The organism is Amycolatopsis sp. NPDC114503 (assembly GCF_055633655.1).
Genome location: NZ_JBVKDT010000001.1, coordinates 1,287,915 through 1,313,200, shown reverse-complemented (window position 1 = coordinate 1,313,200; position 25,286 = coordinate 1,287,915). Strand labels below are relative to the sequence as shown.

At 69.1% G+C, this 25,286-nt stretch carries 30 protein-coding genes; 13 read left to right on the top strand and 17 right to left on the bottom strand.

What is annotated here, in order from left to right:
- Window positions 1-3 precede the first annotated feature (3 nt).
- The 3 genes from boxC to ACZ7OI_RS06430 all read right to left on the bottom strand — a co-directional run bounded on the left by boxC (window position 4) and on the right by ACZ7OI_RS06430 (window position 2,608).
- Entirely contained in the window at window positions 4-1,641 is a 1,638-nt protein-coding gene (gene boxC / locus ACZ7OI_RS06440; protein WP_470263106.1) for a 2,3-epoxybenzoyl-CoA dihydrolase, read from the bottom strand.
- A 32-nt stretch (window positions 1,642-1,673) separates the two neighbouring features.
- Entirely contained in the window at window positions 1,674-2,111 is a 438-nt protein-coding gene (locus ACZ7OI_RS06435; protein WP_470263105.1) for a hypothetical protein, read from the bottom strand.
- A 62-nt stretch (window positions 2,112-2,173) separates the two neighbouring features.
- On the bottom strand, window positions 2,174-2,608 hold the full coding sequence (locus tag ACZ7OI_RS06430; protein WP_470263104.1) for a MarR family winged helix-turn-helix transcriptional regulator: 435 nt from the start codon (window positions 2,606-2,608) through the stop codon (window positions 2,174-2,176).
- 59 nt (window positions 2,609-2,667) lie between these two features.
- Here ACZ7OI_RS06430 and ACZ7OI_RS06425 point away from each other — a divergent pair, with 59 nt between their 5' ends.
- Both ACZ7OI_RS06425 and ACZ7OI_RS06420 read left to right on the top strand, forming a co-directional pair.
- Complete coding sequence (locus tag ACZ7OI_RS06425) at window positions 2,668-3,132, top strand: DUF1579 family protein (RefSeq protein WP_470263103.1); 465 nt, start codon at window positions 2,668-2,670, stop codon at window positions 3,130-3,132.
- A gap of 4 nt (window positions 3,133-3,136) precedes the next feature.
- Window positions 3,137-3,994, top strand: a complete 858-nt coding sequence (locus tag ACZ7OI_RS06420; RefSeq protein ID WP_470263102.1) for an alpha/beta fold hydrolase — start codon at window positions 3,137-3,139, stop codon at window positions 3,992-3,994.
- On the opposite strand, the gene ACZ7OI_RS06415 is transcribed toward ACZ7OI_RS06420, so the two are convergent.
- Window positions 3,984-4,745 (bottom strand): 2-keto-4-pentenoate hydratase, encoded by a 762-nt coding sequence (locus ACZ7OI_RS06415; RefSeq protein WP_470263101.1) that lies wholly within the window; start codon window positions 4,743-4,745, stop codon window positions 3,984-3,986. The two genes, ACZ7OI_RS06420 and ACZ7OI_RS06415, sit on opposite strands and share 11 nt — an antisense overlap.
- Window positions 4,742-5,542 (bottom strand): 2-keto-4-pentenoate hydratase, encoded by an 801-nt coding sequence (locus ACZ7OI_RS06410; protein WP_470263100.1) that lies wholly within the window; start codon window positions 5,540-5,542, stop codon window positions 4,742-4,744. Before ACZ7OI_RS06410 ends, ACZ7OI_RS06415 begins: the two co-directional genes overlap by 4 nt.
- A gap of 152 nt (window positions 5,543-5,694) precedes the next feature.
- Here ACZ7OI_RS06410 and ACZ7OI_RS06405 point away from each other — a divergent pair, with 152 nt between their 5' ends.
- The 3 genes from ACZ7OI_RS06405 to ACZ7OI_RS06395 are packed head-to-tail and all read left to right on the top strand — an operon-like array spanning window position 5,695 to window position 7,251.
- On the top strand, window positions 5,695-6,198 hold the full coding sequence (locus tag ACZ7OI_RS06405; protein WP_470263099.1) for a VOC family protein: 504 nt from the start codon (window positions 5,695-5,697) through the stop codon (window positions 6,196-6,198).
- 42 nt (window positions 6,199-6,240) lie between these two features.
- The gene (locus ACZ7OI_RS06400; protein WP_470263098.1) at window positions 6,241-6,807 is read left to right on the top strand and encodes a hypothetical protein; all 567 of its coding nucleotides are present in this window, start codon (window positions 6,241-6,243) and stop codon (window positions 6,805-6,807) included.
- Window positions 6,808-6,849: 42 nt separating this feature from the next.
- Entirely contained in the window at window positions 6,850-7,251 is a 402-nt protein-coding gene (locus tag ACZ7OI_RS06395; RefSeq protein ID WP_470263097.1) for a CoA-binding protein, read from the top strand.
- Window positions 7,252-7,333: 82 nt separating this feature from the next.
- On the opposite strand, the gene ACZ7OI_RS06390 is transcribed toward ACZ7OI_RS06395, so the two are convergent.
- From ACZ7OI_RS06390 to ACZ7OI_RS06375, 4 genes are read right to left on the bottom strand one after another with little or no spacing between them, the layout of a single operon-like run.
- Window positions 7,334-8,002 carry a response regulator transcription factor gene (locus tag ACZ7OI_RS06390; RefSeq protein ID WP_009084133.1) on the bottom strand — a complete coding sequence of 223 codons (669 nt, stop codon included), beginning with the start codon at window positions 8,000-8,002 and terminating at the stop codon, window positions 7,334-7,336.
- Between the two features lie 2 nt (window positions 8,003-8,004).
- Window positions 8,005-9,393, bottom strand: coding sequence for a HAMP domain-containing sensor histidine kinase (locus tag ACZ7OI_RS06385; RefSeq protein WP_470263096.1), 1,389 nt, complete (start codon window positions 9,391-9,393; stop codon window positions 8,005-8,007).
- Window positions 9,394-9,422: 29 nt separating this feature from the next.
- Entirely contained in the window at window positions 9,423-10,130 is a 708-nt protein-coding gene (locus ACZ7OI_RS06380) for a type 1 glutamine amidotransferase (RefSeq protein WP_470263095.1), read from the bottom strand.
- A complete protein-coding gene (locus tag ACZ7OI_RS06375) occupies window positions 10,123-11,349 on the bottom strand; it encodes a MurT ligase domain-containing protein (protein WP_470263094.1) in 1,227 nt (408 codons plus the stop codon). Before ACZ7OI_RS06375 ends, ACZ7OI_RS06380 begins: the two co-directional genes overlap by 8 nt.
- Before the next feature lie 242 nt (window positions 11,350-11,591).
- Between ACZ7OI_RS06375 and ACZ7OI_RS06370 the strand changes: the two genes are divergently transcribed.
- Window positions 11,592-12,371, top strand: a complete 780-nt coding sequence (locus ACZ7OI_RS06370; protein ID WP_470263093.1) for an IclR family transcriptional regulator — start codon at window positions 11,592-11,594, stop codon at window positions 12,369-12,371.
- Window positions 12,372-12,543: 172 nt separating this feature from the next.
- Here ACZ7OI_RS06370 and ACZ7OI_RS06365 read toward each other — a convergent pair whose 3' ends face one another.
- From ACZ7OI_RS06365 to ACZ7OI_RS06355, 3 genes are read right to left on the bottom strand one after another with little or no spacing between them, the layout of a single operon-like run.
- The gene (locus ACZ7OI_RS06365; protein ID WP_470263092.1) at window positions 12,544-13,821 is read right to left on the bottom strand and encodes an RNA polymerase sigma factor; all 1,278 of its coding nucleotides are present in this window, start codon (window positions 13,819-13,821) and stop codon (window positions 12,544-12,546) included.
- A gap of 54 nt (window positions 13,822-13,875) precedes the next feature.
- Window positions 13,876-14,232, bottom strand: coding sequence for a YciI family protein (locus ACZ7OI_RS06360; protein ID WP_470263091.1), 357 nt, complete (start codon window positions 14,230-14,232; stop codon window positions 13,876-13,878).
- Complete coding sequence (locus ACZ7OI_RS06355) at window positions 14,232-14,657, bottom strand: YciI family protein (RefSeq protein ID WP_470232450.1); 426 nt, start codon at window positions 14,655-14,657, stop codon at window positions 14,232-14,234. The genes ACZ7OI_RS06360 and ACZ7OI_RS06355 overlap by 1 nt, the downstream gene beginning before the upstream one ends.
- A gap of 153 nt (window positions 14,658-14,810) precedes the next feature.
- Here ACZ7OI_RS06355 and ACZ7OI_RS06350 point away from each other — a divergent pair, with 153 nt between their 5' ends.
- Complete coding sequence (locus ACZ7OI_RS06350) at window positions 14,811-15,791, top strand: small ribosomal subunit Rsm22 family protein (RefSeq protein WP_470263090.1); 981 nt, start codon at window positions 14,811-14,813, stop codon at window positions 15,789-15,791.
- Window positions 15,792-15,886: 95 nt separating this feature from the next.
- The gene (locus ACZ7OI_RS06345; RefSeq protein ID WP_470263089.1) at window positions 15,887-16,645 is read left to right on the top strand and encodes a maleylpyruvate isomerase family mycothiol-dependent enzyme; all 759 of its coding nucleotides are present in this window, start codon (window positions 15,887-15,889) and stop codon (window positions 16,643-16,645) included.
- A gap of 5 nt (window positions 16,646-16,650) precedes the next feature.
- Here the strand turns inward: ACZ7OI_RS06345 and ACZ7OI_RS06340 are convergent, their stop codons facing one another.
- Window positions 16,651-17,922 (bottom strand): cytochrome P450, encoded by a 1,272-nt coding sequence (locus ACZ7OI_RS06340; RefSeq protein WP_470263088.1) that lies wholly within the window; start codon window positions 17,920-17,922, stop codon window positions 16,651-16,653.
- 47 nt (window positions 17,923-17,969) lie between these two features.
- Between ACZ7OI_RS06340 and ACZ7OI_RS06335 the strand changes: the two genes are divergently transcribed.
- Window positions 17,970-18,698: an alpha/beta fold hydrolase gene (locus ACZ7OI_RS06335; protein WP_470263087.1), complete on the top strand. Its 729-nt coding sequence runs from the start codon at window positions 17,970-17,972 to the stop codon at window positions 18,696-18,698.
- 21 nt (window positions 18,699-18,719) lie between these two features.
- On the top strand, window positions 18,720-19,544 hold the full coding sequence (locus ACZ7OI_RS06330) for an acyl-CoA thioesterase (protein ID WP_470263086.1): 825 nt from the start codon (window positions 18,720-18,722) through the stop codon (window positions 19,542-19,544).
- 19 nt (window positions 19,545-19,563) lie between these two features.
- Here the strand turns inward: ACZ7OI_RS06330 and ACZ7OI_RS06325 are convergent, their stop codons facing one another.
- On the bottom strand, window positions 19,564-20,118 hold the full coding sequence (locus tag ACZ7OI_RS06325; protein ID WP_470263085.1) for a hypothetical protein: 555 nt from the start codon (window positions 20,116-20,118) through the stop codon (window positions 19,564-19,566).
- 294 nt (window positions 20,119-20,412) lie between these two features.
- Here ACZ7OI_RS06325 and ACZ7OI_RS06320 point away from each other — a divergent pair, with 294 nt between their 5' ends.
- Window positions 20,413-20,625, top strand: a complete 213-nt coding sequence (locus ACZ7OI_RS06320) for a hypothetical protein (protein WP_116200322.1) — start codon at window positions 20,413-20,415, stop codon at window positions 20,623-20,625.
- Window positions 20,626-21,258: 633 nt separating this feature from the next.
- Here the strand turns inward: ACZ7OI_RS06320 and ACZ7OI_RS06315 are convergent.
- Complete coding sequence (locus tag ACZ7OI_RS06315) at window positions 21,259-21,804, bottom strand: TetR/AcrR family transcriptional regulator (protein WP_470263454.1); 546 nt, start codon at window positions 21,802-21,804, stop codon at window positions 21,259-21,261.
- A 789-nt stretch (window positions 21,805-22,593) separates the two neighbouring features.
- Here ACZ7OI_RS06315 and ACZ7OI_RS06310 point away from each other — a divergent pair.
- Both ACZ7OI_RS06310 and ACZ7OI_RS06305 read left to right on the top strand, forming a co-directional pair.
- A complete protein-coding gene (locus ACZ7OI_RS06310) occupies window positions 22,594-23,211 on the top strand; it encodes a nuclear transport factor 2 family protein (RefSeq protein ID WP_470263084.1) in 618 nt (205 codons plus the stop codon).
- Window positions 23,208-23,822: a response regulator transcription factor gene (locus tag ACZ7OI_RS06305; protein WP_009084166.1), complete on the top strand. Its 615-nt coding sequence runs from the start codon at window positions 23,208-23,210 to the stop codon at window positions 23,820-23,822. Before ACZ7OI_RS06310 ends, ACZ7OI_RS06305 begins: the two co-directional genes overlap by 4 nt.
- On the opposite strand, the gene ACZ7OI_RS06300 is transcribed toward ACZ7OI_RS06305, so the two are convergent.
- Together ACZ7OI_RS06300 and ACZ7OI_RS06295 are read right to left on the bottom strand one after the other, a co-directional pair.
- Window positions 23,812-25,029, bottom strand: coding sequence for an amidase (locus ACZ7OI_RS06300; RefSeq protein WP_470263083.1), 1,218 nt, complete (start codon window positions 25,027-25,029; stop codon window positions 23,812-23,814). The two genes, ACZ7OI_RS06305 and ACZ7OI_RS06300, sit on opposite strands and share 11 nt — an antisense overlap.
- On the bottom strand, window positions 25,026-25,274 hold the full coding sequence (locus tag ACZ7OI_RS06295) for a hypothetical protein (RefSeq protein WP_344266668.1): 249 nt from the start codon (window positions 25,272-25,274) through the stop codon (window positions 25,026-25,028). The genes ACZ7OI_RS06300 and ACZ7OI_RS06295 overlap by 4 nt, the downstream gene beginning before the upstream one ends.
- Window positions 25,275-25,286: the final 12 nt, after the last annotated feature.

The window sequence follows — 25,286 nt, the reverse complement described above, 5'->3', positions numbered from 1 at the left end:
GGTTCAGACCCGCTTCCTGTCGAAGACCGCCTTCTGCCCGGTGCCGTAGCGACGCAGTGCGCCCTCAGGTCCGGAGGCGTTCGGTCGGGTGAAGATCCAGTTCTGCCAGGCGGTCAGCCTGCCGAAGATCTTGGTTTCGATCGTTTCCGGGCCGACGAACCGGTGGTTCGCCTCCATCCCGGTGAGCGCGTCCGGCGACAGCGAAGCCCGGCCCTCCAGCGCGATCCGGATCTCGTCCTCCCAGTCGAGGTCGTCCGGGGCGTCGGTGACCAGGCCGAGTTCGACGGCTTCGGCGGCGCTCAGCGCACGGTCGCGTTCGCGGGCCAGCCACGTCAGGTGGTCGTCGTCGCCGTAGAACCGCGACTCGAGCCGGGACAGGCCGTTGCCCATCGGGAAGACGCCGAAATTGGCTTCGGACAAGGTGATCGTCGCGCGTTCCGGGGAATCTTCGTCGTCGATCGGAGGTCCGTCCAGCAGGTACTGCCGGTCCGCCGCGAAGGCCAGCTCAAGCAGGCTCCCGGCGAAGCAACTGCCCGGTTCGATCAACGCGATCAAGGTACGGCTGGTGACGTCCAGCCGCTTCAGCGTGCGCTTGTAGTAATGCAGGATTTCGTTGCTCAGCCAGTCTTTCCCGCTGAGCACGACCTCCTCGTGCGCGAGCACCGCCTCCGGGTCGCCTTCGGTCTTCAAGACCCAGGTGCCGAGATCCGGTTCGTTCGTACGCAGCCGCAGGATCGCGTCGTCCAGCTCGCGGGTCAGCCGCAACAACCAGCCGTCGAGCTGCGGTTCGCCGTCAGGACCGAGCACGGTGAGCGTGACCAGCGAGTTCGACCGGTCATAGGCGACGCGCACGTGCCGGTACTCGATCCCGTCGTCAGTCACCGACGGCTCCAGCGGCGCGAGTTCGATCCCCTGCTCGGCGGGCAGCCGGTCGGATTCGGCGGCCAGTTCGTGCGCCCGCGACAGCACCTTCTCGCGGAATCCGACGCGCGGCACCAGCTCGTCCACCAGCCGCCAGTCGACCGCAGTCCGGCCCTTGACCCCGTCCGGCCGCGTGGCGAACACGTCCGCGAGATCCCGGCGGACGCGTCGTTTGTCGACCACTCGAGTCAGCCCGCCAGTGCCGGGCAGCACGCCGAGCAGCGGCACCTCGGGCAGCGCGACGGTCGACGAGTTGTCGTCGACCAGCAGGATCTTTTCGCAGGCCAGCGCGATCTCGTAGCCGCCGCCCGCGCAGCTGCCGTTCACCGCGGCGACGTAGGTCTGGCCGGAGAACTCGGTGGCGTCCTCGATGCCGTTGCGGGTCTCGTTGGTGAACTTGCAGAAGTTCACCTTCCACTCGTGCGGCGAGGCGGCGAGCATCCGGATGTTGGCCCCGGCGCAGAACACCTTGTCCTTGGCGCTCGTCACGATCACCGCTCGCACCTGCGGATGTTCGAACCGAAGCCGCTGGGTGGCGTCGTAGAACTCGATGTCGACGCCGAGGTCGTACGAGTTCAGCTTCAGCTCGTACCCGGGCACGAGGCCGCCCTGCTCGTCGACGTCCATCTCCAGCCAGGCGACCTCGCCGTCGACGGTCAGCCGCCAGTGCCGGTAGGTGTCCGGATGCCGCTCGAATGTGACAGGTGTGGTGGTGGTCACGTCCTCGATTGTCTACATGGTTTCAACGAACGTCAATGTTGTGTAGACATTTGCCTGGCGACGCTCACCCGGTTGAGCCGCGTCGCCGCCCAGCAGACGAATACCCACAACGCGACGGCCGCGAACGAGTCGGTGAAGATCGTCGCGAACCAGAACGCCGGGACCTGCGGCACTCCGACCAGGAAGTGCCCGGCGCTCGCCAGCCCGGACAGCGAGTAGACCAGCAGAAACGCCAGCGAGCGCCAGTACTGGCCGCGCACGTAAGCGCGATAACCGAGCGCGCCGAAGACAGTGAAGACGACCCAGCTGACAGCCACCACGACCTGCGTGACCGGCACGCTGATCCCCGGCACCTGCGGGTAGTCCGCCGCGCGCACGACGTTGTGGGTGTAGTGCAGGACCGTGCTGACCAGGGTGAACGCCAGAATCACCCGCAGCGGACCGAGGCCCTTCTCGCGCAGAACGTCCATGCCGCTCGCCCCCTTGCGATTTGATAGATCGCTCTAGCGGGAGCGTACTACCCGCGTTTCCCTCAGACCAGATCGCGCAACGCGCGAAGCGTGCGCAGGGTCGTCTCGATGTCTTTCTCGGACAGACCTGAAGCGACGGCGTCGGCCCATTCGGCCTGCCTGGCGCTCAGGACGCGCAGCGCAGCCCGTGCCTTGGCGGTCAGCCGCAGCAGCGGCGCACGGGCGTCCGCCGGATTGTCGGCACGGGAGAGCATTCCGTCTCGCAGCAGGCGATTCACCGTCTCCTGCACGCTTTGCCGCCGCAGTCCGCGCCGCCTGGCCAATTCCGCCGCGGTCGCGGGGCCGTCTTCGAGGAAGCCGACGACCTGCCATTGCGCGGCGGTCAACCCGGCCTCGGCAGTGAGCGCGTCGCCTGCGGCCAGCAGCGCGCCGTTGGCCACGAAGACCTCGTTGACAAGCTGGGTAAGGCTTTCCGCGCGGGGCGTCCTCGAGGTCATGCGTGCTAGTGTTCCACTTCGACAGATACCTGTCGAAATCAAGGGGGACACTCATGGAAATGCCCGTCGTCGGCGCCGCGCACGAAGCTCTTGCCGCACTTGTCGGAGACTGGTCCGGCACCGAAGAACTCGCCGCCGCACCCTGGGCTCCCGCCGCGACCGCCACCGCGACCTGCACTTACCGCAGCGCGCTCGACGGATTCGCCGTGCTGGAGGACTACGTCCAGACCCGCGAAGACGGCTCGCGAATGCTGGGACATCACGTCTTCACCGTCGACCCGGCGAATGGCGACACCCTGTGGTTCGGCTTCGACAGCTACGGCTTCCCGCCCGGGCTGCCCGCGCGCGGCGGCTGGCGCGACGGCACGCTGCACCTCGAGAAGCAGACCGAACGCGGCGTCGCGATCCACCGGATCACCCCGGAAGGGGACGTCCTCACCCACGAAATCGACGTCCGGCTCGGGTCCGACGACGATTTCCGCCCGTTCCTCCGTGCCCGCTACCTCCGGAGTGCGCGAGACTGACCCCATGAGCGAGCAGACCCTCGAAGCAGACGGCATCACCCTGTGCCACGAATCGTTCGGCGATCCGTCCGCGCCGCCGTTGCTGCTGGTGATGGGCCTTGCCGCGCCGATGATCTGGTGGGACGACGAGTTCTGCGCCCAGCTCGCCGAGGCGGGATTCCACGTGCACCGGTTCGACAACCGCGACGTCGGGCGCTCGCAGTGGTGGACCGGCCGGGCCAGCCTGCCGCTCGCGTACTTCCTGCGGTCCGCGCCGTACTCGCTCGGCGATCTGGCCGACGACGCGAGCAAGCTGCTCGACGCCCTCGGCATCGAGCGCGCGCACGTCGTCGGCACGTCGATGGGCGGGATGATCGCGCAGGAGTTCGCGATCCGGCACCCGCGGCGCGTGCGGACGCTGACCTCGATCATGTCCACCACCGGCGCGCGGACCGTCGGCTTGCCCAGCCCGCGGGCCGCGCTCGCGATGCTCGCCCCGGGACCGCGCACGCGCGAGGACTACGTGATGCAACTGGTGCGCACGTCGAGGCTGATCGGCTCGCCCGGTTACGTGTTCGACGAGGACCATTTCCGCGAGCGCGCGGAACGCACGTACGACCGCGGCCTCAACCCGGCGGGCGTGTTCCGGCAGCTCGCCGCGATCCTGTCCTCCCGCGACCGGACCGCCGACCTGCGCCGGCTTTCCTTGCCGTCCTTGGTGATCCACGGTACGGCCGACCCGCTCGTGCACGTGTCCGGCGGTCGCGCGACAGCCCGCGCGCTGGGTGCGGACCTCGATCTCGTGCCCGGCATGGGACACGACCTGCCGCGCGAAGTGTGGCCGCGCGTGATCGCCGGGATCAAACGGCTCGCTACCCGCTGATCGTCACCGAGCCCAGGTTCGAGAAGTGCGCGGCGACGCGGGATCCCGGGCGCAGTTCGACGGCGTCGGTCATCCCGCCGGTCAGCACGAGCCAACCCGCTTCCAGCGCCAATCCGCGCGCTGCCAACGAGTTCGCCGCCAACGCCAACGCCTCGGCCGGGTGTCCCTGCACGGCGGCGCCGGTCGCGGTGTCGACGATCTGACCGTCCACTTCGAGCAGTGCGGCTTCCAGCGAAAGGTCCAAAGAGGACGGTGGGCGGCCGACCGAGCCGAGCCCGAACAGCGCGGACGAGCCGTTGTCCGCGACGACGTCCGGGAGCGTGAACTTGTAGTCGCGGTACCGGCTGTCGATGATCTCGATTCCGCCGTATACCTGGGAAACCGCGCCAAGAGCGGTAGCCGCGGTGACGCCCGGACCGGCGAGCCGCTCGCCGAGCACGAACACCAGCTCCGGCTCCGCACGCGGGTGGATGAGCTGCGGCGTCGGCGCGCCCGCGGGCAGCACCATCGCGTCGGTCAGCCATGCGAGCAGGGGTTCCGCGACGCCCATCCGCTGCTGCTTCGCCCGCGACGTGAGCCCGAGCTTCACCCCGATCAGCGTCTCGCCGCGTGCCTGGCGCAGCCGCAGGGCTTCGTCCTGAATCGCGTAGGCGGTGGCGAGGTCGAGGTCCGGCCAGGTGTCGGTGAGCTGCGCGCTTTCTTCCGTCCGGTTGAGCAGTTCCTGCGCTGCGGCAACGATATCGGCGGTCACTTGTCGTCCTCCTCCGGTGCGAACACCGCGGTCACGCTGCCCAGGCCGGCCATGGTCGCCACGACGGTGTCGCCGGGGCGGACGGTCTGCGCGGCGGTCATCGAACCGGGCAGGACGACGTGGCCGGGTTCCAGCGTCACGCCGAGCGGGCCGACGGTGTTGGCCAGCCACACGAGTGCGTTGATCGGCGAACCCAGTACCGCGCCGCCCGCGCCGGTGGCCGCGAGCTGGCCGTTGACGTGCAGCGTGCAGCCGGCCAGCCGCAGGTCGACGTCGCGCAGGTTGGTCGGGCTGCTGCCGAGGATGACGCCGCCGGAGGACGCGTTGTCCGCGACGGTGTCGAAGATCGAGATTTTCCAGTCTCGGACGCGCGAATCGACGATCTCCAGCGACGGAAGCACGAAGTCGACCGCGCGGACGGCGTCGGCGACGGTCACGCCCGGACCGCGCAGCGGCGCGCCGAGCACGAACGCGATCTCCGGTTCGATGCGCGGCTGAAGGAACCGCGTCGTCGGGATCGGCTGGTGTTCGAGCAGGAACATCGAGCTGGTGAGATGCCCGAAGTCGGGCTGGTTCACGCCCATCTGGCGCTGCATCGCGGCGGAGGCGAGGCCGACCTTGTGGCCGCGCACGACGTCGCCCGCCGCCACCCACGCGCGGACTTGCTCCTGCTGCACGCGGTAGGCGTCTTCGATGGTGCCGTCGGGGAAGGTCTTCACGAGCGGATCGATCGGCTCGTGGCGCTCGTACGCGCTCGTCAGCAGCGCGACGGCGTCCTGCAGCTCAGCGGGTTCCACGGGCCGAACTTTGCCTGACCGCACCGCTTGAGCCAACCCGTTCGTTCCATTCACCGGTACGAGCCACTTCTCTCGCTCGCTAATCTCTTGCGCGCGAGAGTTTGTCGGCGTATCGTTCTCCGCGTTGGCTCCCAGAGAGGACGTGACCCGCAATGGCACCCACCGAGACCGAAGTCGCCCAGCTCGCGCAGGCCCGCGACCGGCTGCGGGACCAGCATCTGCACCCCGTGGAAGACCGCCCGGCGACGGTGGGCCGCGGCATCCACCACACCGCGCTGCTGTCCAGCGACGTCGAGCGGACGATCACCTTCTACCAGGACGTTCTCGGCTTCCCGCTCACCGAGCTGATCGAAAACCGCGACTACCCGGGGTCGAGCCACTTCTTCTTCGACGTCGGCAACGGCAACGCGGTCGCGTTCTTCGACCTGCCCGGCCTCGACCTCGGCCCGTACGCGGAGGTGCTCGGCGGCCTGCACCACCTGGCCCTGTCGCTCACCCCGGAAGCCTGGGCGGGCGCGCGCTCCCGGCTCGACGCCGCCGGCGTGAAGTACCAGGAAGAAAGCGGTACGTCGATCTACTTCGCCGACCCGGACGGCGCGCGGATCGAACTGATCGCGGACGACCTCGGCGAGATGTACGGGTCGAAGATCGGCTGAACCACTGGACTCGGCGCACCGCCGGGTTCAGAGTGTGGGCCCATGGGCGACTGGGCGGCTTCGCGGCAGAAGGCACGGCTCGACCGGCGGGAAGCGATCGACGAACTGATCGCGCAGGTCCGCTTCGAGGTGCGACTGCACCTGGCGGAGCCGACCGCGATCAGCCGATACGACGATCTCGCCGAGGTTTTCGCCCTCGGCCATGGAGAGTGCGCCGCGCTGCTGGCTCACCGCCGCTTGCTGCCCTGGTGGGAACGACGGCTGCTCATGCGATTCGCGCGTCGGCTGCACGGCCGTGCGATCGTGGGCAGCGTGGCTGACGTGCCACCGGGTGCTCCGGTCGCTGGGGCATTTCGCGTGGAAATCGCCCGCCTCCTCCCCGACGCGGGCGACACCGGTGCCCGCTATGACGTGCAGGGACGCGGTCTGCTGACCGTCTTCCGCCTGGCGCTGGGCGCCCGCGGCGAAGCTTGGCCAGACCGGCACGAAGTCGCGTCCACTGTCGCGCGCAATGTTCTGGCGTGCAGTTCCGCGTTCCTGCGACGGTCGCCGTGGCAGGTGCTGTGGCCGGTCTACCGCGTTCGCGGCCTGCGGTTGTGGCGGTTGTGACCGTCGCGGAATCCTTCGCCGTGCTGGGATGTTGAGGAGAATATGAAGCCTGAAGAGATCCTCGCCAACGCGCGCACGATCGCCGTGGTCGGCCTGAGCCGCGACCCGGGCAAGGCCGCGCACGGCGTACCAGCTTCCCTGCAGGCGCACGGTTTTCGGATCATCCCGGTGCACCCGTCGGCGACGGAATTGCTCGGGGAGAAGGCGTACCGGTCGCTGGAGGAGATTCCGGAGCCGGTGGATCTGGTGGATGTCTTCCGCCCGGCCGAGGAAGCGCCGGACATCGCGCGTTCCGCCGTCGCGATCGGGGCTAAGGCGTTGTGGTTGCAGCAGGGGATTGTCTCGGCGGAGGCCCGGCAGATCGCTTCTGACGGCGGGTTGGAGTATGTCGAGGATCGGTGCACTGCCGTCGTGCGGGCGGTGGCGGGGATTTCAGTGGCTTAGCCTTGCGAAATGCCTTGGAACGGCTCGGTTTCGCGATGAGGTATTGCCGTTCCCCTAGCCCCGCGCCGAATGACGTGTCCGCTCATCCGACGAGCCGATACCCCACTCCGCGCACCGTCTCGATCGTCCGCGTCCCGAACGGCGCGTCGATTTTCCGCCGCAAATACCCGACGTAAACCTCGACCACGTTCTCGTCCCCCTCGTAATGCGCGTCCCACACATGGCCGAGGATCTCGTTCTTGGTCAATGCCGCTCCCTGCCGCCGCAGCAAGAACTCCAGCAACCCGAATTCGCGCGCGGTCAACTCGATCCGCGTCTCTCCTCTGTGGACAGTGCGCGCGGCCGGGTCGAGCTGCAGATCCCCTGCGGTCAGCACCGCCGGACGAGCCGGCGCGCCCCGGCGAAGCAGCGCACGCAACCGAGCCAGCAAAACGACGAACGAGAACGGCTTCGACAGATAATCGTCCGCACCGAGGTCGAATGCGTCCGCCTCGTCGTATTCTCCGTCCTTCGCCGTGAGCATCAGCACCGGCGTCCAATTCTCCGCTGCCCGCAAGCGTTTCAACACTTCGTAACCGGAAAGCTCGGGAAGCATGATGTCGAGCACCACGGCGTCGTAATCGTGCTCCATCGCCGACCAGAGCCCGTCCCGGCCGGTGTGCGCGACGTTCACCGTGAACCCCTCGGCGACCAGGCCGCGGCGAAGGGTTTCGGCGAACTCCAGTTCGTCCTCCACGATCAGCAACCGCATGCTCAGTACTCCTCGATCCGGGGCAGTTCGATGCTCGGCAGTTCGATCACGAAGTGCGCGCCGGGGTAGCTCGGGTCGGCCACGTCGACATACCGCGCGCGGCCGCCGTGCCGGGCCGCGATGCCGGCCACGATCGACAGGCCCAGTCCGGTGCCGCCGCGCCGTCGTGACGCGTCCAGCCGCACAAACCGCTCGAACACCCGCTCCCGGTCCTCCTCGGCGACGCCCGGGCCGTCGTCGCTCACCTCCACCACGACCATCTCATCTTGCACCGAACTCGCAATCCGGATCCGCTGACGCGCGTGCCCGCACGCGTTGTCGACAAGGTTGCGTACGGCGCGACGCAACTGCGCCTCACTACCGCGCACCTTCGCTGGCCCCGCGCGCACTTCGATCTCGACAGCCGCTTCGCCGCGTACGCGTTCGGCTTCGGCGCGGACGATGTCGTCTAGATCGACTTCAGTGCGCGCGGGCCGGTCAGTGGCGTCGTCGGTGCGCGCGAGCATCAGGAGGTCGTCAACCAGCTCTCGCAGGCGCGCGGTCTCGCGAGTGATTACCGGTACCAGTTCGTCGGTGGTCTCCGGATGCTGGTTTGAAACGTCGAGCGCGGTGCTGATGGTCGACAGGGGCGAGCGGAGCTCGTGGCTCGCGTCGGCGACGAAGCGGCGTTGCGCGGCCTGCGCCGAGCCAAGCCGTTCGAGCATCTCGTTGAGCGTGACAGCGAGGCGGTGCACCTCGTCGCCGCCAGGCGGCAGCGGTACGCGCAACGCGAGGTCGCGCGTCGAGATCTCGGCGACAGTGCGCCGCATCCGCTCAACCGGGCGCAATGCGGACCCGACAGAGCGGTACACCGCGAAGCCGGCGATACCGAGCAGTGGCAGCGAAATCAGCCCTAGCAGCAGCGTAAGCCGCGCAGACGCTTCGGTGACTGGCTCAAGCGACCGTGCCGAGATGACGGTGAACGGTCCTCCCGGCCCGTTGACGCCTTCCGAGACCAAGCGGTAGTCGCTGCCGTCGCCGTCTAAGCCGAGCGGCAGCGTCTCGACGGTTTCCTGCCCCGGAGCCGGACGCGCGGCGGTGATAGCCGGACGGCCGACGATCGCCGGGTCGCTCGCGATCGGCGTGCTTCGCGGCCCGAGGACCTGCGTGACGGCTTCGGTGTCACCAGTGCTCGCGACGTCGCTTGGCGACAGGTCTCGCGCGCCCGCGCGCACGAGTTGGACGGCAACCTGCCGCGCGGTGCTGCGCGCGCTTTCGGTGACGCTTCGGTCGAGCGATTGCTGCAGCAAGAGCACCACGACGACGCACGCGGTCGCGATAGCCAGCGCGAGCGCCAGCACGGCAACCCCGGTTGTCCGCATCCGGACGCCTGCTGCAGCGAGAATTCTCACGCACGCAGCGTAACGAGCGCGAAGTGACGTCATCGGGCGCGGCGTGCGGCCAGCCGTTCCGAGCGCAGCGTCTCCACTTCAGTCAGGTCCAACGGCTTCAGCGCGTGGCCCAGCACCCACGACAACAGCAGGTCAGCCAGCTCGGGATTGCGCGCCAGCGCCGGACCGTGGAGGTAGGTGCCCACCACGTGGTCGGTGACCGCGCCCTCGGTGCCGTCGCCGTTGCCAGTGCCCCGGACGACGCGGCCGAGCGGAGCGCTGCCCGGACCGAGCACGCTCGAGCCCTGGTGGTTCTCGAAGCCGGTCAACGGCGTCTCGAGCAGGTTCGGTTCGACGATCAGCTCAGCCACCGCACGCTGCTGCGACGGCCCGGTGACGAGGTCGAGCAGTCCCAGGCCGGCGTGGTCGACGCCGTCGACGCCGCGGAAGCGCGTGCCCAGGATCTGCAGCCCGGCGCATACCCCGAACACCGGCCGTCCCGCGTCCGCCGCGCTCCGCAGCCCCGCCGAGTCGCGCAGGAAGTCCGCGGCCAGCACCTGCGCCATGTCCTCGCCGCCGCCGAGCAGGTAAAGGTCCAAAGTGGACGGTACCTCGGAGTCGAGCGAGACCGGCACGACTTCGGCGTCGTAACCCCGCCACTGCAAGCGTTTGCAGAGCACTTGTGCGTTGCCGGAATCGCCGTACGTCCCCAGTACCTCGGGCAGCAGAAGGCCGATGCCGACGGTCGAATCAGACATCAGGCAACCGGTCGACCAAGTCGCGGAAGGCGGTGTAGTTCGCGACGAGTTCGACCCCGCCCGGCGGCAGCGTGTCGATCGCGCTGACCGGGTCCGGGGCCGACCAGTGCGGCACCTCGGCGTAGCAAAGCCGCACCGCGAGGTCCGCCGACCGCTCCCCGGCGACGACGACCTGACGGCCGCGCAGGCGCTCGAAGTGCACGTCCCAGAGCCACGAGAGGTCGCGGCCGTCCGCCTCGTGCGCGTTGACCGCGACGACGACCGGGGTGTCCTCGTCGAGCACACGCAACGTTTCAGCCCATCCAGCCGGATTTTTCGCAAGCATGAGCCGCACCGAATGCCGGGTGCGGCGAATCGTGCGGTAGCGCCCGCCGATGTCGGTGATCGTGCGCAGCCGGGCCGCGGCGGTGTGCGGCGGCACGCCGACGCAGTGCGCGGCGGCGAGCGCGAGAGCGGCGTTGGCCCGGTTGGCCTCGCCGGGCAGCCGCAGGTCGAGGTCTACCTGCCGGCCGCCGGGGGTGTGGACCAGGTCGCCGTCGAGGGTCCAGGTCGGCTCCGGGCGGGCGAAAGCGCAGACCGCGCAACGCCATTCGCGATCGGTATGGGTGATCGCGCCGCCGCAGCGGGGGCAGGAGACGGAGTCGCCCGACCAGCGGCGTCCGGTGCCGACCCACACCGGGCGGGCCGCCGCCGCGGCCGCCGACGTGACCAGGACGTCGTCGCAGTTCGCGACCACGACCGTGCGCGACAACCCGGCGAACGCGGCGCGGAGGTCGCGCTCCATCATCCGCACCTCGCCGACGCGGTCGAGCTGGTCACGGCTGAGATTGAGCAGCACGAGCGCCGCCGGCTGGACTTGCTCGGCCACCCACGGGACGTAGGTTTCGTCCACCTCCAGCACCGCGTACGGCGCTTCCGGGGCGGCGGTGAGCGCGGCGACCAAACCGTCGGGCATGTTCGCGCCGTCGCCGTTGTGCGCGACCTCGGCGAGCGCTTCGAGCGCCCGGGTCAGCATCAGCGACGTGGTGGTTTTGCCGTTCGTGCCGGTGACGATCACGACCGTGCGATCGCGGCCGAGCCTGCGCAGCGCCTTGGGGTCGAGCCGCAGCGTGACGCGGCCGCCGATCACCCCGCCGCGGCCCAGCCGGGCGGTACGGGAAAACCACGCGGTCAGCCGCCCGGCGGCGACCGACGCCCGGGTGCGCAGACGTGTGGACATCACCCAAACCGTGCGGCACGGGCGCTGTGATTTCCCTGAGAGGGTGACTCCAGTCTCCGTTACCCTTTGTAAGCAGTCTTACCGATCGGAGGTTGAACCATTCGGCGCAACCTTGAACCTGCCTAATAACAGAGTTTGGTCAAGATCTTCCGTCTATACATCGGAGGTGTTAGCGTCCAACCCCGCTTGATGGCACCACGCACCGGTGACCGGGAACGCAGAGCGACAGGCGGAGGGCGAACGTGGACGCAGCAGCACGCGGGCTGGACCAAAGCGGCACCCTGGAGCGCGGGCTGGCGGTGCTCGAACACGTCGGGCAGCACCAGGAAATTTCCACGAACGCGCTCGCCCGGCAACTGGGTTTGTCGCGCAGCGCGGCGTACCGGATCGTCGGCACCCTGAAGCGGCTGGAGTACCTGGAGGCGGACACCGTCACCGGACGCGTGCGCCTCGGCACCCGGCTGGTCGAACTGGGCGCCCGCGCGATGGCGGCGACCGACCTGCACCGCTGCGCGCCGCGGTATCTCACCGCGCTGGCCGAGCGTTCCGGAGAAACGACGTACCTGGCGGTGCCGGACAACGACGCGATGGTCTACGTCGCGACCGAGCGCAGTGCCAGCGCGGTCACCCTCTCCTGCCGCCTCGGCACCCGGCGTCCGCAGCACGCGACGTCGCTGGGCAAAGCCTGGCTGGCCGCGTTGCCGGAAGCTGACCGGGTGGAGCGCGTGCGCCGGATGAAGCTGGACAGCCTCGCCCTCAAGACCATCAACGACCCGGTCCGGCTGCTGGACGAGCTGGCGCGCACCCGGCGGCGCGGCTGGGCCGTGGACGACCTGGAGAACGAGCCGGACGTCGGCTGCGTCGCGGCGGCCGTGCGGGACCATTCGGGCCGTCCGATCGCGGCGATCAGCGTCGCCGGGCCGGCTCCGCGGGTGATGCGCCGGGCGGACGAACTGGGCGCGACGGTGGCCGGAACCGCGGCGGCGTTGTCGATGCGGCTGGGGTACGTGCGCAACCGCTGAGGTCTTTCACCGGATCGGGTTTTCGGGCTCGGATTCGCGGCTTCTACCAGGGGAAACAGGTTATCCACAGCCGTGTCGACTTGTGGACAACCCTGGGGATGGCTGCCGGTGGCTCCGGGAATTGTCGGGCCGGTGGTGGACCGTTTCCGGCATGACGATCACTCGCGCCCCGCTACCTCGTTCCCACTCCCAGCTTGCTGCACGACTCGGCCCGCTCCAGCAGCAGCGCGCGCTCCCGCTCGTTGCCGGTCATCTTCGCCGCGCGCTCGAACTCGGCGCGCGCCTCGTCCCGGCGGCCGAGCTTGTACAGAAAGTCGCCGCGCACGCTCGGCAGCAGGTGGTAGTTCTTCAGCGCGGGCTCAGTCAGCAATTTGTCCACCAGCGCCAGCCCGGCTTCCGGCCCCTCGGCCATCGAAACCGCGACGGCCCGGTTCAGCTCGATCACCGGAGACGGCGTGAGCTGCGCCAGACCCGCGTACAGCGCCGCGATCCGCGCCCAGTCGGTCTCTTCCGGCGTCACCGCCACGGCGTGACAGGCGGCGATCGCCGCCTGTGCGGAATACGGCCCGTACGTGCCGTCCGCCAGCCGTTCGGACCGGGCGAGCGCGGTGAGGCCGCGCTGGATCAGCAGCCGGTCCCAGCGGCCGCGGTCCTGGTCCATCAGCAGCACCGGTTCGCCGTTCGGGCCGGTGCGCGCCGCCGAGCGCGATGCCTGGATCTCCATCAGCGCCACCAGCCCGTGCACTTCCGGTTCGCCCGGCATCAGGCCGGCCAGCACCCGGCCGAGGCGCAACGCGTCCTCGCACAGCGCGGGCCGCATCCAGTCGTCGCCGCGCGTCGCGGAGTAGCCCTCGTTGAAGATCAGGTAGATCACTTCGAGCACAGCGGGCACGCGTGCGACGCGCTCGTCGCCCACCGGCGTTTCAAACGGCACTTTGGCGTCGGCGAGCGTCTTCTTCGCCCGCACGATGCGTTGCGCGACAGCGGATTCCTTCACCAGGAAGGCGCGGGCGATCTCGTCGGTGCTGAGCCCGCCGAGCATGCGCAGCGTGAGCGCCACCCGCGCCTGGGTGGACAGCACCGGGTGGCAGGCGGTGAACACCAGCCGGAGCAGGTCGTCCTCGATCTGCTCGTCGTCGAGCACCGCGTCGAAGTCGGGCAGCACGCCCTCGCCGAGCTGTTCGGCCTCCCGGCCGATCTCGTCGAGCTTGCGGCCGAAGGTTTCGTTGCGCCGGAACAGGTCGATGGCCCGCCGCTTCGCGATCGTCGTCAGCCAGGCTCCCGGGTTGCGCGGCACCCCGGTCTCCGGCCACTGTTCGAGCGCGGCGACGAGCGCGTCCTGGGCCAGCTCCTCCGCGAGGCCCACGTCGCGGGTCATCCGCGCGAGACCGGCGATCACCCGCGCCGACTCGATCCGCCAAACGGCCTCTACCGCACTTCGCGTGTCCACCGGCCCATCAGACCGGCCCGGCCCGCCCGAGGCAACCCTCGGGCGGGCGCGAAGTCAGAGCTCGGCCGACATCGGGCGGATCTCGACGGTGCCCGCCCGCCGGTCCGGGTTGGGCGCCCGCTTCATCAACTCGACGATCTCGGCGAGCGACTCCCCCTCCAGAATCCACACGCCCGCGACGAGTTCCTTGGTCTCGGCGAACGGGCCGTCGACCACGCTGGGCTCCGCCTCCCCGTCGAACCACAGCAGCCGGGCGCCGTCCGAGCTGGGCGTCAGCCCGGCGGCCTGCACGAGATGGCCGGATTCGGCGAGTTCCGTGTTGAACTTGCCCATCTGCTCGATCAATTCGGCGCTGGGCGCGGCTCCCGCTTCGGAGTCCTTGCTGGCTTTCACCAGCACCATGAACCGCATCAGTTCTGCGCAGCCTGCTCGCGAAGCTTCTCCTCGGCGTCCCGCAGTTCCGGGGTGAGGTTGTCGCCGAAGTCGTCGGCCTCGAAGATCCGCCGGATCTCGATCTCGTGGTGCGCGCCGTCGGTGTTGGGCACGCGCTTGATCCACTCCACCGCCTCCTCGAGCGAACGCACCTGGAGGATCCAGAACCCGGCGATCAGCTCCTTGGTCTCGGCGAACGGACCGTCGACCACGCTCGGTTCGCTGTCGCCGGAGAACTTCACCCGGGCCCCCTGGGAGCTGGGAGCCAGTCCCTCGCCCGCGAGCATCACGCCCGCCCGCACGAGTTCCTCGTTGAACTTGCCCATCTCGGCGAGCAGTTCGGTGCTCGGCATCTGGCCGGCTTCGCTCTCTTCGCTGGCCTTCATGATCACCATGAATCGCATCTTCGGTACCCCTTCGCTCTCGGTTTGCTTTCACCCCTGCGTCGAACGGGCCGCGGCCGGATCGACACCGTCCCCAAAATTTTTTCCCGGTCGCGAAACTAGCAGGTCAGGCGAACTTCGGTGGACAAAACGGGCGTGGGAGAATCGTTGTCCGTGGCAGTACTCCCCGAACGTCTCCGCGCCGCCCTCGACGAAGAGCTCGGCCGGTTCCCCGAATCCCGGCTCGCGCAGGCCGTGGACCGGCTCAGCAAGCGTTATCGACAAGGCGACTCGGCAAGCTCGCCGATCCTCTCTTCGGAGCTGGACGTCGCCGCGTACGCCGGATACCGGATGCCCGCGACGTACGCGGCGGTCAGCGCGGTGCTGGGCGAGGTGGCTGCCGCCGCGCCCGGGTTCGTCCCGAAGACGCACGTCGACATCGGCGGCGGCACCGGAGCGGCAGTGTGGGCAGCGGCCGACGTCTGGCCGTCGCTGGAGAAATGCACTGTCCTGGAGCAGGTGGCGGCCGCGCTGGCGCTGGGACGCAAGCTGGCGGCCAACGCCGACGAGCCAGCCGTCCGCACCGCGGTCTGGCAGCGCGGGCTGGTCGATTCCGCGTCGGCCGCACCGGAAGCCGACCTGGTCACCCTGTCGTACGTCCTCGGCGAACTACCCGAGCGCAGCCGCGCCGACGTCGTCCAGTGGCTGGCCGCGAAAGCAGGAACCGTCGTACTCATCGAGCCCGGCACCCCAGCCGGATTCGAGCGGATCCGAGAGGCTCGCGACGTCCTGCGCGGCATGGAACGCACCGTCGTCGCCCCCTGCCCGCACGACGACGCCTGCCCGATCAAGCCGGGAGAAGACTGGTGCCACTTCTCCGCCCGGCTGCCCCGAAGCGGGGTGCACCGGCGGATCAAGTCCGGCACACTGGGCTTCGAGGACGAGAAGTTCTCGTATGTGGCGGCCACGTCGGCACCGGTCGACCGTCCGTCGGCCCGGATCATCCGGCATCCGCGCAAGCACAAGGGGTTCGTGCAGCTGGACCTCTGCACCGTCGACGGGCTCGCTCCCGGCACCGTCGTGTCGAAGCGGCACGGCGTGCGCTACCGCGCCGCTCGCGACGCGGAATGGGGAGACGCCTGGAGCGTGGAGTAGCCCGGCTTCTCCAGTTTCTCCGGCCGCGGTGTGTGGATGGCCGCGTCGGCTCCGACTGTCCGGTGTCAACGGATCTGAACCGGAGAGGACAGCTCATGGATTTCCCCGAGCGTTGCGCCGAGATCGTGCGGCAGACGGAATTGCTCGCCGCGGCCGTCGAGAATGCGGACCGGACGGTGCGGGTAGCGGCGTGCCCGGAGTGGAATCTCGGGCAACTGCTCGATCACGTCAGCACCGGTCACCGGTGGGCGGAGGAAACCGTGCGCACGCGGGCCGACCATTGGCTGCCGGACGACGAACTCCGGAACCCGGTGGACACCCCGAGGCCGGCGTCGTGGCTCGTGGACGGGGCGAAGACGTTGGCGGCGACGCTGCGCGAAGCAGGTCCGGACGCGGAGGTGTTCACACCGGTTCCGAACGGGCCGCCGCGTGCGGCGTTCTACGCCCGCCGGTTCATGAACGAGACGCTGATCCACCGCGCCGACGCGACGCTGGCCGCGGGCGGGGAATTCACCGTCACTCCGGAAGTCGCGCACGACGCGATGGAGGAATGGCTGGAACTCGGTTCGCTGCCGCAGTTGCTGGAGCACGTCCCCGAACGCCGGGAACTGCTCGGCCCGGACCGCGCGATCCACCTCGCGCCGACCGACCACGCGGCGTCCTGGACGGTAGATCTCACCGGCGATCAGCTGGCCTGGCATCCGGGCCCGCCGGCGAACGCGGCGGTCACTGTGGCCGCGCCGCTGGGCGACCTGCTGCTGATGGTCTACGGCAGGCTGCCGTCGGAGATCGCGCACCGCAGCGGCGACACGGTGTACCTCGACCGCTGGCTTTCGCTCGTCGGCTTCGGCTGATCCGGTCAGTCCCAGCGGATCGGGAGGCTTTTGAGCCCGTTCTGGAAGTTCGACCGCAGCCGGCGGGGTTCGCCCGCGAGCCGGACCTCGCCGAGCTGATCGAACACCGCCGCGAACAACGCGCGCATCTGCATCCGCGCGAGATGCGAACCAAGGCAGAAGTGTGGGCCGTGGCCGAACGTCAGGTGTTCGCTCGGCGCGCGCGTCACGTCGAAGACGTCAGGATCGGGAAACACTGCCTCGTCGCGGTTGGCCGAGGAAAACCACACCACGACCTTGTCCCCGGCCTTGATGTCCACATCGGACAGTCGGGTGTCCTGAGTCGCGGTACGGCGGAAGTGCATCACCGGTGTGTGCCAGCGCAGCATCTCTTCAACCGCGCCGGGAAGAAGGCTCCGGTCGTCGAGCAATTTGCGGTACTGCTCGGGATGCGCGAGCAACGCGGCCATCCCGCCGGGCAGGCCGTTGCGCAGGGTTTCGTTGCCTGCCACGGAAAACAGCCAGAAGAGGTTCTCGAACTCCTCAATCGACACGCGGCCGCCGTCGTCGTCCACGTGCTGCATCAGGTTGCTCATCACGTCGTCGCCGGGGTGCGCGCGTTTGTGCTCGCCAAGCGCGTTCGCATAGGCGTAGAGATCAGGCATTCCGGCGCGGCTGCGCGGATCCGGCATCCGGCCGTCCGGGCCGGGTTCCGGGCGCACGGCCAGCGCGGCGCGGGCGAGGTCGGTGACGTCGTCGGCTTTGACGGTCGCGCTCACCGCGTATTCGGCGTCCTGGAAGCCGATCACGCGGTTGCTCCAGTCGAACATCAGCCTGCGGTCCCTCTCGGGCACGCCGAACACCTCGGCGAGCGTGAGCAGCGGCAGATCGGCGGCGATGTCCTTGGCGAAATCGCATTCGCCGCGATCGGCCACCGCCGCGACGAGATCACGCGCCCAGCCCTCGATCCGTTCCGCGATCCGGCCGACCGCGCGCGGGGTGAACGCTTTCGTGAGCAGCCCGCGCAGCCTGCCGTGCTCGGGCGGGTCCATGTTGAGCATCATCCGCCGCACGTACCGCAGGTCCTCGGCGCTGGCAGGATCGCGGATCTGGGTGCCGCCGAGCTGCGACGAAAACACCGCCGGGGTACGGAGCACATGCCGCACGTCGGAATGGCGCAGCACGGCCCAGAAGTCGCCGATCCGCGTCACCGGCGTTTCGCGGCGCAGGCGGGCAAGCAGGTCGTAAGGCACGCCCGTGACGTAAGTGTCCGGGTCGGCGATGACAGCACTCGACACGTTCCGACCCTAGCCCCGAGACCGCCGCCTGCGGAAAGATCCGTCTGGTGGAAAAGCTGAAGCTGCGCGTCACCGGACACGGCGAACCACCGGTCCTGCTCCTGCACGGACTCGGCGCCACCGGCGCGGTCTGGGACGGCCTCACCGGCCTGCTCGACCGGCGGCTGCTCGTGCCGGACCTGCCCGGCCACGGCGGCTCGCCGCGGCTGCCCGAGTACACGTTCGAGACGCTCGCGGAGGCAGTCGCCGACGCTCTCGACGAGCCCGGCTCAGTCGCCGTCGTCGGCCATTCGCTCGGCGGTGTCGTCGCTCTCGAGCTGGCGAGCGGCCGCTACGGCCTCGACGTCAGCAGCGTGCTGGCGGTGGGCATCAAAGTCGAGTGGAGCGAAGACGACCTCGCCCGCGCCGCTGCGATGGCTGCCCGTCCGCCCCGGCTGTTCAAAACCCGAGAGGAGGCCGAAACCGCCTATCTGAAGATCGCCGGGCTGACCGGCCTGACTCCGGCCGACCCGGACGGCGTCACCAAAACCGCGGACGGCTGGCGGCTGGTCCTGGACCCGCCCGCCTTCGGCGTCGGCAGCCCGGACCTGCCGGGCCTGCTGGCGGCCGCGCGTTGCCCTGTGGTGCTCGCCACCGGCGAAAACGATCCGATGTGCCGCCCTGAACAACTGCGCGCCCTCGTTCCCGAGGCAGTGGTCCTGTCCGGGCTCGGGCACAACGCGCACGTCGAGGATCCAGCCGCGGTGGCGGCGCTGCTCACACCGCGGAGCAGCTGAGCAAGCGCTTAGACTGGCCGGGTGACGACGATCGATCCGGCCCGGACCGGGCTAGACCAGCTGCTGAAGCTCGAACCGCTCGAGCTGAACCTGTTCCGCGGCTGGTGCCACCAGGGTTCGCCGCAGCGGGCGTTCGGCGGTCAGGTCGCGGCGCAGGCGCTCACCGCGGCCGGCGCGACCGTGCCCACCGCGCGGCACGTGCACTCGCTGCACGGCTATTTCATCCGCGGCGGGCGTACCGACATGCCGATCATCTACGAGGTCGAACGCACCCGTGACGGCGGTTCGTTCACCACGCGCCGTGTCGTCGCGATCCAGAACGGCGAGAGCATCTTCAGCCTGTCCGCGTCGTTCCAGACCGAGGCGGAAAGCAGTGCGCACCAGGCTCGGATGCCGGACGTGCCGGCCCCGGACGAGGCAGGCGTCGTCGAGCAGGACCGCTCGCCGATCGTCCTGTCCGCCATCGAAGTCCGCTTCGTCAGCAGCCCGGAAACCGGCCTGCCCGACACCGGCCGCGGTCCGCGTCAGCGAATCTGGGTGCGGGCGAAAGACGCACTGCCGGACGCCCCGCTGGCGCACGTCTGCGCGCTCACCTACATTTCCGACATCCGCCTGGCGGGCACCGCCCTGCTGCCCCACCGGGACGACCCGGGCGAGCCGCAGCTGACGTCGCTGGACCACGCCGTGTGGTTCCACCGCCCGTTCCGCGCGGACGAATGGCTGCTGTTCGACATGGAAAGCCCAAGCTACGCAAGCACCCGAGGCCTGACCCACGGCGAATTCTTCACCACCGACGGACGGCTGGTTGCTTCAGTGACTCAGGAAGTACTGCTGCGCAGGCGCTGACTTAGTCCGATGTAGACAGTCAGCCAAGCCGAACCCGCACGGGCCCGACCGGTTCCGCGGCGGCCTCGGCCACGGGTGCGCGCAGGATCTTCGACAGCTGCCACGCCTCAAGCCCCGCGAGGACGGTGTTGGCCACCACGAGCGCCAAGTACAGCCCGGCTTGCACCGAAAGCTGGAACGGATGCTGGTCGGAAGCCCCCGCCAGCAACGAAATATGGCACGCGACCACGACCCCCATCGACGCCGCGGACAACCCGCCGAGCACGATGAGCAACGCCCGCAACACCCGGGTGCGCCGCCAGTTCAGGTACCCGGTCTGGACCAGGCCCGGCGTGCTGACCATGACCAGCCCGCAGCCGTAACCGGAAAACCCGCCGACCACCCCGCTGCCCGCGACCAGCGCGGTAGTCAGGTGATACGAAACCGGAACCCGGTAGGCGGCGAGAATCGCGGCCACGCAGACCAGCAGCCCCAACGGCAGGTGCGGCCAGCCGTACCAGGGAAGCCGGCGCTCCATCCGGAGAATCGCCGGCAGGTCGATATCGCGGTACGCCTCGGGGTCGCGCAAAGCCATTCGCACCGTTCCTCTCGTCCCGGAAACCCCCCGGTGTGTGCGCGGTGACCGGCGAAGCCTAGGGCAGGCCGCCCGGCCGTGCAAAATCCACCTGAACCCGGCCCTGCGAGGGACCAGGTCACCGCCCTAGCCGGCAAGACCGCGTGACCCACACCACCCGGCAACCCGTCCGCGTCCTCTCGACCAGCAGGAACCATCACCGAACCCGCATTCACTTCTTGCGCTTCCGACGGGGTTGTCCCGGGATGTCCGGTAGAGCGATTTTCTGTCGGTGGTGCCAGTTAGGCTGCAGGCATGAACACCGAGGCACCCACCGTCGCCGCCGAAGATCTCGCCCAAGGCCAGTGGTTCTGGCACGAACCCGCTCCCGGCCTGCGTTCCTGGCCGCTGCAGGTGGCCACGGCCGAGATCCTGGAAGACGCCGTCCGCATCATCACCACCGACGAGGTCCGCGAACTGGTCTCGTACGCCCGCGACCGCCGGGTCCGCCTGGCCGTCGCCTCCTGAACCGCAACACCAACAGCACCACCACTGGGGAATTCTGGGGGCCGGGCCGGCCGCACCCCGCGAGCGGCCCGTCCAATATGGACACCACATCCAACGCCGCGGCCGTCTGCCGACTCGGGCGCTGAATTTCGGTAGCTTTCCAGTGAGGCTCACCGCTTCTGCGTTCGCCACTCGGTGCCTGCTACATCACGCAGCTGCGCCACGCACCGCAGCACCTCACGCTCCTGCGCGGCACGCACCGCAGCACACCAGGCAACGCACCCGCGCCACATCACATCACGCAACTGCGCCACACGACATCACGCACCTTGCGCCACGCACCGCGGCACCCACATCACGAAACTGCGCCACGCACATCACGCGCCTTGCGCCACGCACCGCGGCACCCACATCACGCCGCGGCGCGCCGCAGCACGCCACACCACCCAACTGCGCCACGCACCGCACCACCCAACTGCGCAGCGCGTTGCGGCACAAGCCCACCCATCGCGCTCATCGCACCTCGGCAACCACGTCGCGATCGTCGCCAGTCGCGCGTGAATCCGTTGCCCTGCAAGCAGGTCTCATCCACGCCGCTCTCCCGGCTGTACATAACGCCTGCCCGCCCCTGCCTCAACCCTCTCCGCAGACCGGTCAGCGGGAAAGAACTCCCTGCAACAGCACGTCCAAGAGATGCCGAGCGCGAGAATCCCACTCGTCCTCGTCCAGGCGGGTCAGGTAGCCCGACAAGATGAACAGGTCGCGGGCATCGATGTCGGGACGGATGGTTCCCTCGGCTTTTCCAGCATCGAGCAACAGGGTGATGGCGTCACCAAGCGGACCATGGCTTTCCTCCGACAAGCCTTTCCACACCGCGGTTTCCAGCGCCGCGAAGACGCCGCGCTTGACTCGCGCGTATTCGGCGATCCGGTCGAACCACCGAGACAACGCCTCGACCGGCCCCTGCGCGGACAGCAATTCCGGAGCCAGCGCGACCAGCTCCTCCACCTCCTGCCGGTACACCTCGGCAAGCAGGTCCTCGCGCGTAGGAAAGTGCCGGTAGAGCGTCCCCTGCCCGACACCAGCCGATTTGGCCACCGCGTTCAGCCGCAACTCCCCCGAACCGGCGATCGCCTCGCGAGCGATCTCGACGATCCGCTCCCGGTTCTCCCGAGCGTCGGCCCGCTGAGCCGCACTCATCGCCGACGCCCGGCACCAGTGGAAACGCACATGCCTCAACGTTATCGCGGACCGGCCGAGTGCCGCATAATCCGCGCGCGGCCCGGTGCTGGCGGCCGCCTGGGCGACCAACGCCGCCGACCCAAGAATCGGCAACGCTCCCGCCCGGCCATGCCCACACCGCCCGGTCCCTTCAAGAATCAGCAACGTTCCTGTCCGGCCATGTCCACACAGCCCGGTCCGCCCAAGACTCGGCAATGTTCCTGTCCGGCCATGTCCACACCGGCCGCTCCGCCCAAGACTCGGCAACATTCCCACCCCGCCGTGCCAACACCGCCCGGTCCACGACTCGGCAACGTTCCCACCCCGCCGCGTCCACACCTCCCGGTCCGCTCAAGACTCGGCAATTCCCACCCCGCCGTGCCCACACCGGCCGATCTGCCCGCATCTTCGCCTCACCACCCCCGCAGCAGCCCAGAAGCGGGCCCAGAGGTCAGCGGAGCTAACAAACACATCTCCACCCGTCGAGGAGCGCATACGGGCCGTTCGGCGGCGTACCAGACGCGACTCCCCAAGGCGTTATCCAGCAACCCCGCCATTCATAACCACCACCCCCGGTTTGAAACACGCCCCGCATAACTCCCCGATTCGATTGACAACCCTTCCGGACCCGGCAGAGGCTGGTCACAAGCTGCCAACGCCCGGCGCGGTCCGGTCCGGTTACCCTGTCAACGAGCCGAAAACCGCACCGAAAGGCCGACCCCGGGCACCGAAGCGCCAACCGTCACGACTTCTCTGGTGAGGAAAACGATGTCTCTCGACCACCCCGCACCCGCCAACCCGGCCGCCGACAGCCAGGACCGGCGGGTTGCCGCGCTGGAGGAGGCAGTCGCGGGGCTGGTCAGGCGGGTCGGGACGCTCGAGGCCGAGGCGGAGATCCGCCGGGTGCAGGCGCGCTACATGTTCCTCTGCGACACTCCCTGCCCGGAGTTCGGCGTCGCCGACGACAGTGAGCGGATCGACCTCATCATGGCGCTCTACACCGAGGATGCCGTCTGGGAGGGCGTCGGCGAGTACTACGACGGGCAATTCGGGCGAGCCGAAGGGGCCGACGCTATCCGCGCGCATTTTCAGCAGTTCTGGGGCGAAAAGAAAGACCCCGAACTTCTGCTGAACGCGCATTACCTCACCTCCGAGCAAATCCACGTGGACGGCGACGAAGCCACCGGGCAATGGATCCACATGCAACCGTGGCTGTTCTCCGACGGGAAGGCGCTCCTTCGGTCCAGCCGGTTGAACAACGCGTTCCGCCGCGTCGGCGACACCTGGCGGATCACCCGCACCCGCACCGAAAATGTCTTCATCGCCCCGCTTCCGGAGGGCTGGGCCAGCGACTATCCCTCGGCGTCGGTGCTGATGAAGCCATGAGCGACGACCCGGTCGTGCACGTGGTGGACGACGACGAGGACCTCCGGCAGTCCCTGGTATTCCTGCTGGAGAGCGTCGGCGTGCAAGCGCTGACGTACCCGGACGCCCAGACCTTTCTGGACGAGTTCGACCCGGCCGAGCCCGCGGTCGTGATCGTCGATGTGCGCATGCCCGCGATCAGCGGTTTTCAACTGCAGGAAAAGCTCGCGGAAATCGACTGTCCGGCACCGCTGATCTTCTGTTCCGCGCACGGCGACATTCCGATGTCGGTCCGGGCGCTCACCGCGGGCGCGGTCGATTTCCTGGAGAAGCCTTACCAGGCCCAGCGCATGGTCGAGGTGGTCCAGACCCAGCTCATCGAGGCTCGCCGCCGGTTCGCGGAGCATGCGGAACGGCAGGCGGTCCGGGCGCGGCTCGACACGCTGACCCAGCGCGAGCGCGAGGTGCTGCGGCTGGTGGTCGACGGGATGCCCAGCCAGGCGATCGCGCACCGGCTGGGCACCAGCGTCAAAACCGTCGACGTGCATCGGGCGCGGATCAAGGCGAAGACGTCGGCGGACAGCCTGGGGACGCTGGTCCGCGACATCCTCACCCATCGCGTCACCGTTTAAGCGCGGCCTCCGCCCAGCGCCCGGCGGCCAGCAAAGCAGTCTCGTGCAGAGAACTGCCGACTAGCTGCAATCCCAACGGCAGCCCGGCGTCGTCGCGCAGTCCGGGCACGGCGATGACCGGCAGGCCCAGCGCTTGCCAAGGACGGCTGAGCACAGGGTCACCGGTCGCGGCCAGTCCCGAGGGGGCAGAACCGAGCGCGGCAGGGGCGAGGACGGCGTCATAGCCAGCCACGATCTCGGCGAGTCGCGAAGCACCGGAAGCGACGACGTCCAAAGCCGCTTCGTATTCCGCGAGCGGCATCTCCGCACCGGTACGCAGCAGTTGCGCCAGGGGGGCGCTGAGCCGGTCGGCGGAAGCAAGCTCAACGGAACGTTCCCGCGCCGCCTCGTAGGCCATCACCACGGGGTGCGCGGCGGTCAACGCGGGGACCAAAACCGGGTCTGGGAATTCGTCGACCACGGCACCGGCGGCTCGCAGCGCAACAACCGCGGAGCGAAGCGCGGTCTGCATCGCTGGAGTCGCGTCCTCGGACGACCACACCAGCAATCGCGGAGCCGAAAAAACACCAGCCTCCGGCTCCCCCGACAACGCTGACCAGGCCAAGGCCAGGTCGGAAACCGTCGCGGTGAACATGCCGTGGCTGTCGAGGCTCGGGCTCAGACCGGTGACGCCGTCGACCGGGAACCGGCCCCGGGTCATGACCAGCGAAGCGACTCCGCAGAACGCGGCTGGGCGCGTGACCGAGCCAGCGGTTTGGGACCCCAGCGCCAGCGGGACGTGTCCGGCGGCGACGGCAGCGGCGGAACCGCTGGAGGAACCGCCGGGCGTGTGGCCGGGAGCAGCGGGGTTATCCGTCGGACCAGGTGCGAAGAAAGCGAATTCCGTGGTGACCGTCTTGCCGATCGGCACCGCTCCGGCACGACGCCATTCGGACACGATCGAAGCGTCCACAGTGGCCGGTGGAGCGTCCGCGCGCAGGACGGAGCCGCAGCGAGTCGGGAGTCCGGCCAGGTCGATGATGTCCTTGACGCCCAACGGAATTCCGCCCAATGGTCCTGTCGAAACAGGCACGTAAGCCGACGAAACCCAGGCATCGAAAGAAGCCGCGGCGATCCGCGAACGAGCCTCCGCGACAGCAGCTTCCGGCGTCGTCCGGCCAGCGGCCAGATCGGCGACCAGGGCGCGCAGCGACCACGGGGCGGTCACGGCTGGGTCCAGGCGGCGTCGGCGGTCCAGTAGTCCATGCCGCTCGCGCTGACCGAATGCCGCCAGTCGGACGTCCGGCGCAGCAGCGGTTCGACGCGGGCGGTGGCCTCGTCGGCAGCGTCCGGGCCGTCGGCCGGGACCTGCCAGTGCACCCAGTCCAGCTCGCGGCCGTGCTCGTCGTGCACGAAGAGGTCGACGTGCCGCCAGCCGTAGCCGTGCGTGTCGTTGTAGCAGGTCAGGGTCATCCGGTCCACGGG